This window comes from Chitinophaga pinensis DSM 2588 (genome assembly GCF_000024005.1).
GTDB classification, from domain to species: domain Bacteria; phylum Bacteroidota; class Bacteroidia; order Chitinophagales; family Chitinophagaceae; genus Chitinophaga; species Chitinophaga pinensis.
On sequence record NC_013132.1, the window covers coordinates 4,736,918 to 4,751,050 of the forward strand.

The window sequence follows — 14,133 nt, forward strand, 5'->3', positions numbered from 1 at the left end:
CAGGAAGAATTACTGGAAAATGCCTTTTGATATGGGGGCGGCTGTGCAACGTTCACACTTTTGAGAGGAGTGCGGGTGAATTCGAATACACACCTGATGGATTTACTTTATATAATATTTCCTGCAGGATGCCGGGAGCATCCTTATAAATATGGGGCTACAGCGACTTACATCATTATAAGTCGTTATTGTTTTTGAAAGGCGGTGTTTTATAAAACAAACACTTTATAAGCGGGATCGAAGTGAAGGTCTCCGATGTTGTTTTTAGGGAAAATGCCGACAAATGCGGATCCACTGCCGCTCATAGCTGCATACACAGCACCTGCCGTATATAACTTCTCTTTAATAGTAGCGAGTTCCGGATGTGCGGGAAAGACAGCGGCTTCGAAATCGTTTGAAATGGTGTCTTTCCAGGTTTCAAGCGGTTGCATGATGCTTTCCTGTAGGGAGTGGGCAGGGGCCTGGGGGGTAATTCTTCCGAAAGCCCAGCCGGTATTGATATGTACGGCGGGGTATACCAGGACGAAGCTCCAACCGGAAAGGTCCAGACTGATGGGCTGCATGATTTCGCCTCTGCCTGTGGCGTAGACGGCTTTATTTTCGATAAAGAAGGGGCAATCGCTTCCCAGTATGGCGGCGTAGCTGATCAGTTGTTCTTTTGAGAGGTCCAGCTGGAAACGATTATTTAATAATTGCAGCATGAAGGCTGCGTCGGCGGAGCCGCCGCCCAGACCGGCGCCGATGGGAATATTTTTATGCAGATGGATATTTACTTCCGGTAGTTCGGGGAAATCCTGTTTCAGCAGGCGCCAGGCTTTCAGGCAAAGATTGTCTGTCTGGTCGCCGGGGACATGAATACCGGAGGTGGTAAAAGAAAGTTTGCCCGGACTGAGTACTTCGAGTGCATCGGTCAATGGAAGGGGGTAGAAAACGGTTTCGAGTTCATGGAAGCCGTCTGGTCTTTTGCTGACTACGTGCAGACCGAGGTTTATTTTACAGTTTGGGAAGACGATCATGGTATAAAAAACCATAAACCATAGCTGTGATACTATGGTTTATGGATTATTTATTGATAATAAATTTTTTTAAGATGATTATCAGTGGCTCTTGCGACTATTGATCTCGTCACGGATAGCGATTGCACGGATATAATCTTCCTGTTCCAGTACTTCCTGCAGGAGCTGTGTCAGTTCGTCCAGGTTCAGCACTTTGAGGTCGTCTTCGGCGCCTTTCTCGTGTTCAGAGATGGTAGGCGTAACGGGCTTCACACCACTTTTCTTTCCGGCAGGATCATCCAGGAGGATACCAGCGCTGTTAAGGATGTTTTCGTAGGTGAAGATCGGACAGCCGAAGCGTACAGCGAGTGCCAGGGCATCTGAAGTACGGGAATCGATCTCTATCGTTTCGTCGTTACTGTAGCAGATCAATTTAGAATAAAAAATTCCTTCCTGCAGGTTACTGATCACTACTTCATGAAGCTCAATATTAAAAGCATTCATAAAGTTTTTCATCAGATCGTGTGTCAATGGGCGGCTGGGTTGCATTTTTTCCAACGCCACAGCTATCGCCTGCGCTTCAAAGCCGCCAATTACAATAGGCAGACGGCGCAAACCGTTCACCTCTCCCAAAACGACGGCGTAAGAATGTGTCTGCGTAATGCTGTGCGATAAAGCAACTATTTCCAGTTCTATTTTTCTCATATCTGTCCTGCGTTGTCGCTGAATATTTTATAAGACCGTGAAGTTAGAAAAAATATTCCTTATCTAAAAAACAGATAATAAGTTAGTTCGCAAGGGCGACTGAACCTATTTTATCTGTTTAATGGCCGCTGTTAATTTTGGCACTACCTCGAAGGCGTCTCCGACTATACCGTAGTCGGCTGCTTTGAAGAATGGTGCCTCGGGGTCTTTATTGATGACTACGATGACCTTGCTGCCATTTACGCCGGCCAGGTGCTGAATGGCTCCTGAGATGCCGATGGCGATATATAAATTAGGACGGACGGTCAAGCCTGTCTGACCTACGTGTTCATGATGTGGGCGCCAGCCTGTATCTGCTACAGGGCGGGAGCAGGCGGTCGCCGCTCCGAGCGTTTTGGCCAGATCTTCCACAATTCCCCAGTTTTCGGGTCCTTTGAGGCCTCTGCCACCGCTCACTACAATTTCTGCTTCTGTCAGCGGTACTTCTCCGCTTACGGTTTCCACGCTGCTCACTTTCACCCGGAAATCCGCGTCACTGATGGCAGGGGAGAACGCTGTTATTGCCGCTTTTGCGTCGGTTGCTTCCAGTGCAAAAGTATTGGGCATGATAGCAATTACTTTTTTGGGAGAAGTGATATTTATATTGGCAAATGCCTTGCCGGAAAACACGCTCTTTTTTACCACGAAACCGTTGCTGGTATCGGGCAGGGAAACGGCTCCGGATACAAATCCGGCTTTCAGGCGGGCTGCCACGCGGGGAGCTACTGCCTTACCGTCAAAATTGTGTGGGAATATAACAACCTGCGCTGCTTCCTGATCAGCAGCGGCCGCGATTATTTTGGTGAATACGGTGCCTTCGACTTCATTGAGTCTGGCATCTGCGACATGCAGTACTTTGGTAGCGCCGTAGTTACCCAGGGCTTCCAGTTCTGCACTATCTGCTTCGCCCAGTACCAGGGCGGTTGCACTTACGCCCAATTGTTGCGCTACTTTTGCGCCGTACTGTACTGCTTCGAATGCTACTTTTTTGATTTTGCCGTGGGCCTGATCTGCGAATATTAAAACTGACATGTTTGACGTAGAATTTAATGAAAAAAATGGGGGCTTATCTCTGCGAAAATGATCAGATCACTTTTGCTTCTTCATGCAGCAATTTTACCAGCTCTTCTACATTGTCGGGACTGATAAGCTTTACGCCTGCTTTTGCAGGGGGGAGTTCAAAACTGGTTATGGTGGTCAACGCATCAGCTGCTGCGGGTTCTACTACTGCCAATGGTTTGGTACGGGCAGCCATGATTCCGCGCATACCGGGAATACGCTGTTCTGCCATTCCTTTCTGACAGGATACGACTACCGGGAGTGTTACTTTTACGATTTCTTCTCCGCCTTCTATTTCACGGTGGATGGCCGCTTCGGTACCATTCAGTTCAAATTTTGCAGCAATAGAGACATAGGGAAGATCCAGCAGTTCGGCTACCATGCCGCCGATAGCTGCACCGTTGTAATCGATGGTTTCTTTTCCTGTGAAAATCAGGTCATACCCCTGTTTACGGGCATGGTCTGCTATTTGTGAAGCAATGTAAAAGCTGTCCTGACTATCAGTATTAATACGGAAAGCTTCGTCTCCTCCTAACGCCAGTGCTTTACGGATAATCGGCTCCGTATCTGCGCCGCCTGCGGTTACCAGATGAACGGTTGCGCCCAGCGTTTCTTTCAATTCAAGCGCACGAACAAGGGCATACCATTCATCGTAGGGGTTGATGATGAATTGTACACCCGCTTCATTGAATTTCGTGTTGTTGTCTGTGAAAGCTATTTTTGCAGTCGTGTCCGGAGTTTTACTGATACAAACTAAAATCTTCATGGCCTAAACTGTTTTATTTTTTAAAGCGGTATGAGCAAATATATTTAAATAATGGATAGAATAGCCAGGATAAAGGAATTTCTTAAAAGCAGTCCGAATGACAGCTTTCTGAAGCATGCGCTTGCACTTGAGTACATCAAATTAGGTGATGATACCGGTGCCAGACAACTGTTTGAAGAGCTGCTGGCATATGAGCCGGGCTATGTCGGTTCTTATTATCACCTGGGACGTCTGCTGGAAAGGGCAGCACTTCCGAAGGAAGCCATCGGGGTGTACGAAAAGGGTATGGAGATGGCGAAAGCAGCCAATGACAGGCATGCGTATAATGAGTTACAGGCAGCACTGGACGATCTGATTTAATTTAACTACCAGCAAATGGATTTACTGACAGGGTTTAAAATATTTATTGAAAAGGAACAGCTGTTCATGCCGGACCAGTCTTTGCTGCTTGCTGTCAGCGGGGGCGTTGATTCTGTTGTAATGGCCCATCTGTTTAAAGCGGCTGGTTATCGTTTCGCTATTGCTCACTGTAACTTTCAGTTGAGAGGCGATGAGTCCGTACGTGATGAATCTTTTGCGGCGGATCTTGCCAGGCGGCTACAGGTAACGTTTCACCAGGTACGTTTCGATACGGAAGCGTATACTGAAAGCAAACGTGTATCCATCCAGGTGGCAGCCCGGGAGCTGCGTTATGAATGGCTGGAACAGACTCGTGAACAGGGAGGCTATAGCTATATCGTTACGGCGCATCACATGCAGGACAGCGTAGAGACCTTATTGATGAATCTCAGTAAGGGTACCGGTATTGCTGGTTTGCACGGTATTCTGCCTAAACAGGGGAAGTTGTTACGGCCACTGTTATTCGCAGAAAAAGAAAACCTGATTGCGTATGCAGCGGAACACCATATTCCATATGTGGAAGACAGTTCCAATCTTACCGTCAAATATACACGTAATTTCTTCCGTCATAAGGTGATCCCCGTCATGCAGGAAGCTAATCCTGGTACGGTCGTCAATATTGCATCCAGTATAGAACGTTTCAGGGAGGCGGAATTGCTTTATAACGAAGCCTTGCAGCGACATATCAAAAGACTGGTCACGCAGAAAGGAAACACTTATATGATACCGGTGCTGAAGCTGCAGAAGACGACGCCATTGCAGACGGTGGCCTGGGAGATATTCCGCCGGTATGGTTGTACGGCTGCGCAGTTGCCACAGGTACTGGAACTGTTAAACAGCGGTTCCGGAAAGATGGTAGAAACGGGCAGTCATCGTATTATCCGGGATCGTCAATGGCTGCTGATTACGCCATTGGTAGAAGAGCAGGCGGCTACTATTGTGATTGAAAAGGAGAGAGGAGTTATTAGTACGGCAAATGGTGTGCTCAGAATAAAGACGTCGGAGCGGTCGGCGCATACAGCTATTCCTGCTGCGGTTACGATTGCCTGTCTGGATAAGGAAACTTTGCAGTATCCTTTGTTACTGCGGAGATGGAAGCAGGGGGATTATTTTTATCCTTTGGGGATGCGGAAAAAGAAGAAGCTGAGCCGCTTTTTTATAGATCAGAAATTGTCTGTCGTACAGAAGGAAAATATCTGGGTGCTTGAATCCGCGAAGCGGGTGGTGTGGATTGTGGGGTTAAGAATAGATGACCGGTTTAAGATTACACCGCAAACAAAAGAATTACTGACGATAGAGTGGGAGGCATATTAAGCCTCCCTTATTATTTAAAGTTATTTATGAGACTGTTGAACTCAGGAAAAGAACGCTTCTTTATGCAGAAGTCATAAAAATGCTGTGCTGACAACAGGTACTCTTCATAGGTAAAAGGTTTCACCATATAAGACAGGGCGCCCAGTTGTTTACATTCATGCATCTCTATTACGTTCAGAGAAGAAGAGAAGATGATAACGGGGATGTCTTTATAGGCATCGCGACTTTTCAGTTCGCGTAGGGTTTGTGTACCACTCAGGCGTGGCATATTCAGATCAAGCACTACCAGTGAAGGCAAGACGCCTGCATTGCGTTGAGTTTCGGAAAGGTACTCCAGCACTTTTTCTCCATCTTCCACCAGGAGTGGGACTTCCGGCAGATTTATCGCGTTAAAGGCATCCTGCATGATGAAACGATCTTCGAGATCATCATCTGCCAGTAATATCTTTACAGTATTATCCATAACTGATAAATTCTTTCTTTAAAATGAAAAACCAAATATTCCTGCCAGGTTACGCAACCGAGGGCAGGGTCAATATAAATTTTGCACCATTTCCAGGCTGACTGCTGGCCGTAATGGTACCATTGTGCAAGTCGGCTATCTTCTTGCATATGGCGAGCCCTATGCCTGTGCCAGCGTATTTCTCACGCGAATGCAGGCGTTGAAATAAGCTGAACATTTTATCCAGGTATTTTTCTTCGAAACCAACCCCGTTATCTTCAAAAATCAGCTGCACATCTTTGCCGTTTGCCTCTGCATATACTTTCACGCAGGGCGCTCGTTTTTCATCTGAGAACTTGATCGCATTTGACAACAGGTTCTGGAACAACTGCCGCATCTGCATCGGATAAACGGAGATGACAGGTAGCTGGCTTACTTCTATCTGTGCATGTTTGGTTTTGATAGCGAGATCCAGGTCGTTCATTGCTTCAGTGGCCAGTGCATTCAGATCTGTTTTTACCAGGTGCAGATTTTCGCGGTATATACGCGAGAAATTCAGCAGATCGTGGATCAGCTGTGTCATTCGCTGACTAGCGCTCATCATGTTTCCGAAGTAAAGTTTACCACGTTCATCGATTTGTTCTGAATAGTGCTTATTCAGATAGTCGCTGTAGTAAACGATTTTTCTTAATGGTTCCTGGAGGTCGTGAGATGCCGCGTATGCGAATTGTTCGAGTTCCTGGTTGCTGCGATTCAGTTCACCTACTTTTTCTTCCAGCAGCAGTTTCATTTCTTTCAGCTCCTTGTTGTCTCTCAGTGTTTGTTCCATGACCTTTTGTGCATGGATATCTACTATGGAACCGGTCCAGTATGTGACTTCACCTGTTTCGTCTGTTACTGGCATAACGGTGACCAGGTGCCAGATGAAGTCGCCGGTCAGTATGTTTTTTAACTCAAGTTCACGCTTGAAGGAGGTCCCTTCTGTTACATGCTGCCACCAGTTTTCCCAGGCAAATGTGAATTCCTGTTCTCTAAGAACCGGTTTCCATTTGTTCTCATTTAGTTCGGTGGCTTCGTAGCCGGTTAATGTTTTCAGCCAGCTGTTAGCATACAATAATTCGCCCTCCTGGTTTACAGAGAAGATGATCAATGGTAAGGCATTGGTAACATCTCTGTATTGTGTTTCGCTTGCTTTCAGCTTTTCGGCCAGTTCCTGTAATTGTTTGTTCTTACGTTTAATTTCATCATAAGGTGATACAGGTTGTTCGACACTAAAAGAAGAGATCCATTGTTCTATGCGGCTACCAATTATCTTATGTGCGCCGGGGATTCTGAATTCCAGCGTAATCTCAATGCTTTTGTCCGTCCGGTCCAGTGTAAAATGATCTACTAGTCGTTTGGCATAGACCAGGTTTTCATTGATCTTTTCGGTAAGGTTGATATTGCGGTCCAGTACTTTCGCTATCAGGAATTTCTCCGAATCTTTGATATCGGCACGGATGCCTAGTATCAATACTGCGTTGTGTCCATATTCAATGACATGTCTGGCTACTTCAGAGGCAGCTGTAGCAAAGGTGGTCTGAGAGGCCAGAGAGAGGCCGGCCAGTTCACCCAGTTTCATTGTACGCTTGTGCACCAGCACCAGGTCCATATCAGTATCGAGCGTGATCCGGGTTATTTCCTGCATTAGCTTTATTTTACTTTAACAATTACTACCGACATATCATCTGTTTTACGTGCATTATCTTTATAAATTGCGGCGGCCAGCACCGACATATCGTATCTGAATATGCCGGGATAGCGCGTCATTTCCCAGCGTGTTCTGATACCGTCTGAGCACATAATGAGGATCTGTTCTTTCCCGGCGGGGTGTTCTACCTCTTGCTCATTGATGGTACGGGGCAGATTATGCCCAATGATACCGTTGTACGGGAGGTAGGTTTTTGATGCGGCGGCAGTCCACATACGGGTATGTATGTTTCCTACACCGCAAAGCAGCCATTTTCTTGACCTGTAATTGTAAACGGCGATACTACCTACCAGTCCGCGTGTACGTTTAACATCTTCATGTACCTGTCTGATTACCTCGCTGAGATCCGTCAGCATACAATATCTGAAAGAACTAATAGCTGCTGCGGCGGCTTTGTTAGCTTCTATGCCATGTCCGAGTCCATCGCCGAGAAACAGACGGATGCCAGCTTTATCTGTGCTTACAAAGTAGCCATCTCCGCAGGCTCTTTCGCCTGGTTTGGCCACCAGCAGCGTACGTATTTCCGGTCCCGGTTTAGGTGGAAACGATGTCTGGTCAGTAGTTCTGGTGTTAAATCTGGCCAGCGTAATCGTTCCCCAGCCTTTTACGGAGTATACCTGAAGGAAGTCGGACAGCCTTCTGATAGCGCCAAGTCCTTGCCCAAGCGTATTAGTGGTGGATACACCATCCTGCATCATTCTTGCCAGATCTGCGATACCGGGTCCTGCGTCAATTCCGATAATTTCAATAGCTGGCTGTGGGTGGTCAGTGAGCATAACGAGCACTTCTCCACTACCGGCATGTTTGATAATATTGGAGCCGATTTCGGCGACGACGATATCGATTTCAGCGATCTTTTTTTCACTCAGTCCGCACTGTACAGAAAGACGGTGCACTTCACGCTTCAATAACGACAGATAACTTCTATCTTCAATATTAAAACTGATATGCCGTCCGGTTATCCATTCTTCCATTTAGTGATTGTAATGGTGGTTCCTTTACCCACCGTACTTTTAATATCAAATTCACTCACGAGACGTTTTGCCCCCGGCAGCCCCAATCCGAGGCTTTTACCGGTAGAGAAACCGTCTTTCATAGCCTGGTCTACGTTTGGAATGCCCGGGCCATTATCTGAAAAGGTAACCCGGACACCGTTCTGGCGTTGGCCGTTGACTATTTCTATGAGGACAGTACCTTCTCCCGCATATCGTAATATGTTTCGGGATAGCTCGCTGGCGGCAGTGATCAGTTTAGTCTGATTGACGAGGCCCATGCCAATTTTGACGGCAAATTCCTTCAATCGGTTTCTGAAAACTACCATATCCAACTCTTTCGCAATGCGCATATTATCGCTGGATAGTACTATCATTCCTCAGGTTCCTCAGCTTCTTCGGTGATCTTCATTTTCTGCTGTAGCAATTCCATTCCTTTTTCTACATTCAGCGCAGTCTGAACGCCTTTCAGCGGCAATCCCAATTCTACGAGTGTGATGGCTACAGCGGGTTGCATACCAACAATTACCGTATCCGCATCGAGAATTCTGCTCATATTTGCTATGTTTCCCAGTATTCTTCCCATAAAGGAGTCTACGATAGAAACAGAAGAGATATCAATTAATACGCCTCTGGCGCCAGTCTTACTTACAGCCTGTACCAGGTCAGCTTCCAGATTAAGCGCAAGTCTGTCATATAAGTCAACCTGAATGGCTACCATCAGGAAGTGGCCAATTTTGAGAATGGGTATTTTGTCCATTAATTCCTACTTTACTTTGCAACTACTTTTCTTACTTCTAACTGTAAAAGCGAATATGCATATCTTAGGGCGCTTGCCAGTGTAGCTTTGGTAACGATACCAGACAGGTCGATACCCAGGTGAACGACTGTCTGAGCGATTTCAGGTCGAATACCGCTGATAATGCATTCCGCTCCCATCAGGCGCGTCGCGCTGACAGTTTTAATAAGGTGTTGTGCAACGAGGGAATCAACGGCAGGAACGCCGGAGATATCCAGGATGGCGATGCTGCTGGATGTATCTACTATTTCCTGTAAGAGGTTCTCCATTACGACCTGGGTACGGGAGCTGTCCAGGGTGCCGATAATAGGCATGGCAACAATGCCGTCCCATACACGGATAACGGGGGTGGAGATTTCGGCTATCTCGTCGGTTTGACGCAGAATCACTTCTTCTCTTCCTTTAATAAACGTTTCAAATGTAACGATGCCGAGGCTGTCGATCAGTTTGCTGACCTTCAGGCTTTCGTCCAGCAACTGAATAGGGTCATTTTTGATTTCCTGTTGCAGAACGGATAATAATGCGTCTTTCAGGCTGAACACAAAAGTGCCTGTTTCTCTCGGAGAATAACCCTGTTTAGCCCGGGAAATAGAAATACCTTCCAGTACTTCATAGACAGGTTCCAGAGCGTTTGATTGTACATCATCCAGACTAGAACTGCTTAAAGCTTGTAGTAAAACGTCTACAAGTTCTTCTGATTGTACGCTGAGTTCGTCGTTCGACATAAGGTCTTCCCGTAGAGAAAAATCCACTAATTGGTTCTTCATCCACAATTCGAGAATCTGTTTTTTCCTTTTCTGCAAAACTTTAGCTGTGTCTAGCTTCATATGTGTGGCTTGTTTTAGCTTAATGGCGCATATTGTCCGTCGAACACTTAGCAAAAAGCAAACCGGAAAAGGAAGAAGCCGCTACTAGAAGTGATGCGTCAGCTGGTAGAGAAACAGTTGTCCGATCCTTGGTTCAAAGATTAAAGGGAACAAAATGCCGAATACAGCGCCCCAGAGGTGTGCGTCATGGTTAATACCGTTGCTTTCCTGACGGGACATATAAATCGTATAGCCGAGATACACAACACCATAAAGGATAGCAGGCATTGGGATGACAAATACATATATCGTCGCCCAGGGGTTAAAGAGAATGGCTGCAAATACCACCGCAGAAACGGCGCCGGAAGCTCCGATCGTCTGGTAGTCGGGATTGTTTCTATGTTTGAGGAAAGTCGGAATATCTGAAAGGATTAACCCTAATATATAGAACAGCAGATAATAAAGTTTGCTCTGGAAGATGACTTCGAACTGGCGTTCGATGAAGCCACCAAAGAAAAAGAGCGTAAACATATTGAAGGCCAGGTGCATGAAATTAGCATGTACAAGGCCAGAGGTGATAAAACGGTAGTATTGTTTCTTTTCTTTTACCAGATACGGCCACATACTGAGATCTGCCACACGTTGTTCGTTATTGAAGGACGTGATGGATATGATACAGGTGATGACGATAATTGATATGCTAAGTGTCAATGCCATTCGGAATGCGTAATTTAATTGATGAGAATGTAATGATACTGAATTTTTACTGATGATGATATTTCTCCCGGTTAATGACCGTATAGGCCCGGTAGAGTTGTTCGGTCATGATCAGTCTCACCAGCTGGTGCGGGAAGGTGAGGGGGGACAGCGATAATTTAAGTTGTGCTCTTTCCAGGACGGCAGTATCCAGTCCGAAAGCGCCACCAATCAGGAATATCACCTGCCGGGTTGCTGCATTGGCACGTTGCTGGATGAAATCAGCCAGTTGCATGGTTGTCTGCATTTTCCCATATTCATCCAAGGCTACCAGGTAATCCTGTGGTTGCAGCATATCCAGTATCATTTTACCTTCCTGTTTTTTCAGTTCCGGCACGGAGAGACTGGCGGCCTGTTTCACGGTCGGGATCAGCTTTAGTTCAAAGTCGACATAATGTTGCAGTCGCTTTTGAAAGATAGCAATACCGTCCCTTATATATGGGTCATTCTCTTTTCCTATACTCCAGAGTTGTATTTTCACCGTACAAATATTTGGTCACCTATCCGTCGGGAGAGACGGGCGGTAAATGTACGTAACCTGTTTGTTATGAATCAAACAAAAAAAATATTTCAAAAATTTGGTGGATATGAAAATATTCTTACCTTTGCAATCCCAACAAAGGGAATGGCTTCGTAGCTCAACTGAATAGAGCATCTGACTACGGATCAGAAGGTTTCTGGTTTGAATCCAGACGAGGTCACAAAGAGGATAACTGCATTTGTAGTTATCCTCTTTTTTTATATCAATACTTTGTTTGTAATTTATTTCAGATCTTTGATCTGTAGGTTTCCTACCAGTTAATAAGAAAGCGCCACATATTTGCCTAAATATTGTTGTTTTTCAGTTTCCTCTATCAGAAAATGAGCAACATCTTCCCTTGAAATTTTTCCAACCTTCATTCCTTTTTTAAGTTCGGGTAATGCTTTGTAGGATGTAGTCAAAGCATTGTTAGTCAGCATTCCGGGGCGGACGATTTCCCAGTTGACCTTACTGGAGGCAAAAATTTCTTCCATCAGGGTTTTATTGATGTACTGATCTTTTAGAAAAAGCCGAATGACAGTTTTCATAAAAAAGCTAAGGTAACTTTTGCTTTGTCCGGCACCAAACCCTGTAATGGTGATCACCGGTGCGGAAAAATCCAATTCATTCGTTAGTTGAACGACGGCCTTTGCGATATCTGAAAATAAATGGGTCGCCTTTTTATTTTTAGTGCCTACTGTGATCAACACCGCATCGGCGCCTTCCATTACTTTTTTCAAATCTGCGGTAACCGTGGCACTCCCTTTTATGGTGATCAGATGTGGATGATCCGGTATTGCTGTAACGTTGGTTGACAGTGCGACTACGGTATGTCCCTTTTGCAAGGCCTGCATGACGGTGGCTAAGCCGATCCCTGCGCCGGCACCTATAATTGCAATTCTCATTTCTTTCTTATATTAAATTAAGACGCTAAATACAATGCTGCGATTTCTTTTCTGGCCACCAACAGATTTTCAGTTCCCCACATCCAGGGCTGTCCATCTGATGTCAGTAACTCTGCTCCGGCTTCCTGCGCAATCAGCATTCCTGCCAGCCAGTTATGCGTATCCAGATCTTCCTGCAGGAATAAGTCAATTCTGCCTGCGCCTACGTGAGCTAACTGTAAGGCATGAGGACCATAGTTTCTGACTACACCAAAGGTTTTGATAAGGTGTGCTACGGAACTCGCTATTTTCTGTTCGAAGTTGCTTGTGTTTTTAGCCTGATGACCGTATTCAAAAACCGCAACCATGACATCGGTATCGGCTTTCACGCCGGTTTTGATCCGTGATCCGTTCAGATAGGCGCCTGCTGATTGTCTGGCCGAAAACACCTCGTCGCAAATTGGATCGTAAATCACGGAAAAATAAGGTTGTCCATTGCGGATAAGTACCAGGTTGATGGTCCAGCCTGGCAAATGCTGAATATATTGTACAGCGCCGTCCATGGTATCACAAAGCCAGTATTGCTCATAATCTGCAGGTTGCAATTGGGCGGTCGGATCAAACTCGTCATCAGCTACCCAGGGGATATGAGGGTAATGCTGATTTATAAGTGGTTTTAAAAAGTTGAAACAGGTAGTCTCAATTTCTTCGAGCTGTGTAAGGAAGGCATCTTTGGTTTTCGGAATTTCTTTCTTTTTATAATTATCGAGAAACTGTTTGCCTATTTGTTTGACGGCATCTATGATCAGCGTTGTTTCTATTTCGTTTTGCATCACTTTCATTTTTGTAATTATTGTACTGCAAAACTATCGCCCGTTCAGGGCTTAGAATAGGTCAAAAGCGGGAAATGATAGTCCTAATCGCGGAATTGTTTTCGGAACTCCAAACAGGTATAGTGCGTGACTTTCTTGAACAGCTTTCCAAAGTAAACCCCATCATCATAACCAAGCTTAAAGGCGATTTCCCGAACTTCCAGATCGGTAAAATACAGCAGCCTTTTGGCTTCCAGTATAATGTGATGTTGAATATGCATCGACGTAGAAAGTCCTGTTGTCTCCCGCAGGATATCATTCAGGTGCGAGGTGGTGATAGATAGTGCGGAGGCGTATTGTCCGGGTTTTTTCCAGTCTTTAAAATGCTTTTTCAGCAGTTGCAGGAAAGCCTGTTCGGTGATATGCCCCCTGGTTTCTTTTGCATCCGACAACTCCTTATTTTCAGCAGCTGACATCAGCAGACAGAATAGCGCGTGAACCAGAAATAATATTGATTTTTGGGTGAATACATCAGGGGAATGACTTTGCAGATCAAATGCCAGTTTCATGACCGCTTGAATGCGGGTTAGCAAATCATGTGCATCTTGTAGTAATATAGGATGGGATAATCCCGTCAGCAGGTAGTGTTGTAATTCAGGTTCCAGCACAAACTCTTCTATTGCCAGGACCCATCCGCTATGATCACTGCTTTTAATAAGTTGGTGCACCTGGCCGGGAGCGATCTTCAGCACAAATGGCGCTGTCGCAATAAGGTCTTCGAAATCTATTTTTAAATGGTAATGGCCCGTGAAAGCAAACATCAGGCTGTAATGATCATCCCGGTGTGCATCGGTAATGTTATGTCCGGCTTTTATGCCTTCGTGCATGGGGGCAATCAGGACACCAGTACTTGCGTCTTCGGTGAGCTTGAATTGCGGGATATGTTTCTGTTGTTTTTTCAAAGTAGATAATAAGCGTTATTGAATAATCAAGGGGCATTTGACCTGGTGGTCTAAATGACTGAACCATTTTATAGATATCTTGCTACTTTCATTCAGGTTAAAAGTAGTAAGATAACTATAAAGTGGTTTAAAT

17 protein-coding genes and 1 tRNA gene are annotated in these 14,133 nt (G+C 45.4%); 3 read left to right on the top strand and 15 right to left on the bottom strand.

Going from position 1 to position 14,133, the window contains the following annotated elements; translation table 11 throughout:
• Window positions 1-209 precede the first annotated feature (209 nt).
• The 4 genes from ispE to CPIN_RS18650 form a co-directional block, all read right to left on the bottom strand.
• The gene (gene ispE, locus CPIN_RS18635) at window positions 210-1,031 is read right to left on the bottom strand and encodes a 4-(cytidine 5'-diphospho)-2-C-methyl-D-erythritol kinase (RefSeq protein ID WP_012791392.1); all 822 of its coding nucleotides are present in this window, start codon (window positions 1,029-1,031) and stop codon (window positions 210-212) included.
• Between the two features lie 66 nt (window positions 1,032-1,097).
• The gene (locus tag CPIN_RS18640) at window positions 1,098-1,700 is read right to left on the bottom strand and encodes a bifunctional nuclease family protein (RefSeq protein WP_012791393.1); all 603 of its coding nucleotides are present in this window, start codon (window positions 1,698-1,700) and stop codon (window positions 1,098-1,100) included.
• Between the two features lie 105 nt (window positions 1,701-1,805).
• Window positions 1,806-2,771, bottom strand: a complete 966-nt coding sequence (locus tag CPIN_RS18645) for an electron transfer flavoprotein subunit alpha/FixB family protein (protein ID WP_012791394.1) — start codon at window positions 2,769-2,771, stop codon at window positions 1,806-1,808.
• Between the two features lie 52 nt (window positions 2,772-2,823).
• Window positions 2,824-3,564, bottom strand: a complete 741-nt coding sequence (locus CPIN_RS18650; RefSeq protein WP_012791395.1) for an electron transfer flavoprotein subunit beta/FixA family protein — start codon at window positions 3,562-3,564, stop codon at window positions 2,824-2,826.
• A 51-nt stretch (window positions 3,565-3,615) separates the two neighbouring features.
• Between CPIN_RS18650 and CPIN_RS18655 the strand changes: the two genes are divergently transcribed.
• Both CPIN_RS18655 and tilS read left to right on the top strand, forming a co-directional pair.
• Window positions 3,616-3,924 (top strand): hypothetical protein, encoded by a 309-nt coding sequence (locus CPIN_RS18655; RefSeq protein WP_012791396.1) that lies wholly within the window; start codon window positions 3,616-3,618, stop codon window positions 3,922-3,924.
• 15 nt (window positions 3,925-3,939) lie between these two features.
• Entirely contained in the window at window positions 3,940-5,277 is a 1,338-nt protein-coding gene (tilS, locus tag CPIN_RS18660; RefSeq protein WP_012791397.1) for a tRNA lysidine(34) synthetase TilS, read from the top strand.
• A 10-nt stretch (window positions 5,278-5,287) separates the two neighbouring features.
• On the opposite strand, the gene CPIN_RS18665 is transcribed toward tilS, so the two are convergent.
• The 8 genes from CPIN_RS18665 to CPIN_RS18700 all read right to left on the bottom strand — a co-directional run bounded on the left by CPIN_RS18665 (window position 5,288) and on the right by CPIN_RS18700 (window position 11,303).
• Window positions 5,288-5,740, bottom strand: a complete 453-nt coding sequence (locus tag CPIN_RS18665; RefSeq protein ID WP_012791398.1) for a response regulator — start codon at window positions 5,738-5,740, stop codon at window positions 5,288-5,290.
• 49 nt (window positions 5,741-5,789) lie between these two features.
• Entirely contained in the window at window positions 5,790-7,406 is a 1,617-nt protein-coding gene (locus tag CPIN_RS18670; RefSeq protein WP_012791399.1) for an ATP-binding protein, read from the bottom strand.
• Between the two features lie 5 nt (window positions 7,407-7,411).
• Complete coding sequence (locus CPIN_RS18675; RefSeq protein ID WP_012791400.1) at window positions 7,412-8,443, bottom strand: ATP-binding SpoIIE family protein phosphatase; 1,032 nt, start codon at window positions 8,441-8,443, stop codon at window positions 7,412-7,414.
• The gene (locus CPIN_RS18680) at window positions 8,428-8,838 is read right to left on the bottom strand and encodes an anti-sigma regulatory factor (protein WP_012791401.1); all 411 of its coding nucleotides are present in this window, start codon (window positions 8,836-8,838) and stop codon (window positions 8,428-8,430) included. The genes CPIN_RS18675 and CPIN_RS18680 overlap by 16 nt, the downstream gene beginning before the upstream one ends.
• Window positions 8,835-9,221, bottom strand: coding sequence for an STAS domain-containing protein (locus CPIN_RS18685; protein ID WP_012791402.1), 387 nt, complete (start codon window positions 9,219-9,221; stop codon window positions 8,835-8,837). The genes CPIN_RS18680 and CPIN_RS18685 overlap by 4 nt, the downstream gene beginning before the upstream one ends.
• Before the next feature lie 11 nt (window positions 9,222-9,232).
• Window positions 9,233-10,087 (bottom strand): STAS domain-containing protein, encoded by an 855-nt coding sequence (locus CPIN_RS18690; RefSeq protein WP_012791403.1) that lies wholly within the window; start codon window positions 10,085-10,087, stop codon window positions 9,233-9,235.
• A gap of 84 nt (window positions 10,088-10,171) precedes the next feature.
• The gene (locus CPIN_RS18695; RefSeq protein WP_012791404.1) at window positions 10,172-10,783 is read right to left on the bottom strand and encodes a rhomboid family intramembrane serine protease; all 612 of its coding nucleotides are present in this window, start codon (window positions 10,781-10,783) and stop codon (window positions 10,172-10,174) included.
• 46 nt (window positions 10,784-10,829) lie between these two features.
• Window positions 10,830-11,303 (bottom strand): 23S rRNA (pseudouridine(1915)-N(3))-methyltransferase RlmH, encoded by a 474-nt coding sequence (locus CPIN_RS18700; protein WP_012791405.1) that lies wholly within the window; start codon window positions 11,301-11,303, stop codon window positions 10,830-10,832.
• 146 nt (window positions 11,304-11,449) lie between these two features.
• Here CPIN_RS18700 and CPIN_RS18705 point away from each other — a divergent pair.
• Window positions 11,450-11,523 (top strand) — tRNA-Arg (locus tag CPIN_RS18705).
• Between the two features lie 97 nt (window positions 11,524-11,620).
• Here CPIN_RS18705 and CPIN_RS18710 read toward each other — a convergent pair.
• The 3 genes from CPIN_RS18710 to CPIN_RS18720 form a co-directional block, all read right to left on the bottom strand.
• Window positions 11,621-12,247: an NAD(P)-dependent oxidoreductase gene (locus CPIN_RS18710; protein WP_012791406.1), complete on the bottom strand. Its 627-nt coding sequence runs from the start codon at window positions 12,245-12,247 to the stop codon at window positions 11,621-11,623.
• A 17-nt stretch (window positions 12,248-12,264) separates the two neighbouring features.
• The gene (locus CPIN_RS18715; protein WP_012791407.1) at window positions 12,265-13,059 is read right to left on the bottom strand and encodes an inositol monophosphatase family protein; all 795 of its coding nucleotides are present in this window, start codon (window positions 13,057-13,059) and stop codon (window positions 12,265-12,267) included.
• A gap of 83 nt (window positions 13,060-13,142) precedes the next feature.
• Window positions 13,143-14,000 (bottom strand): AraC family transcriptional regulator, encoded by an 858-nt coding sequence (locus CPIN_RS18720; RefSeq protein ID WP_012791408.1) that lies wholly within the window; start codon window positions 13,998-14,000, stop codon window positions 13,143-13,145.
• Window positions 14,001-14,133: the final 133 nt, after the last annotated feature.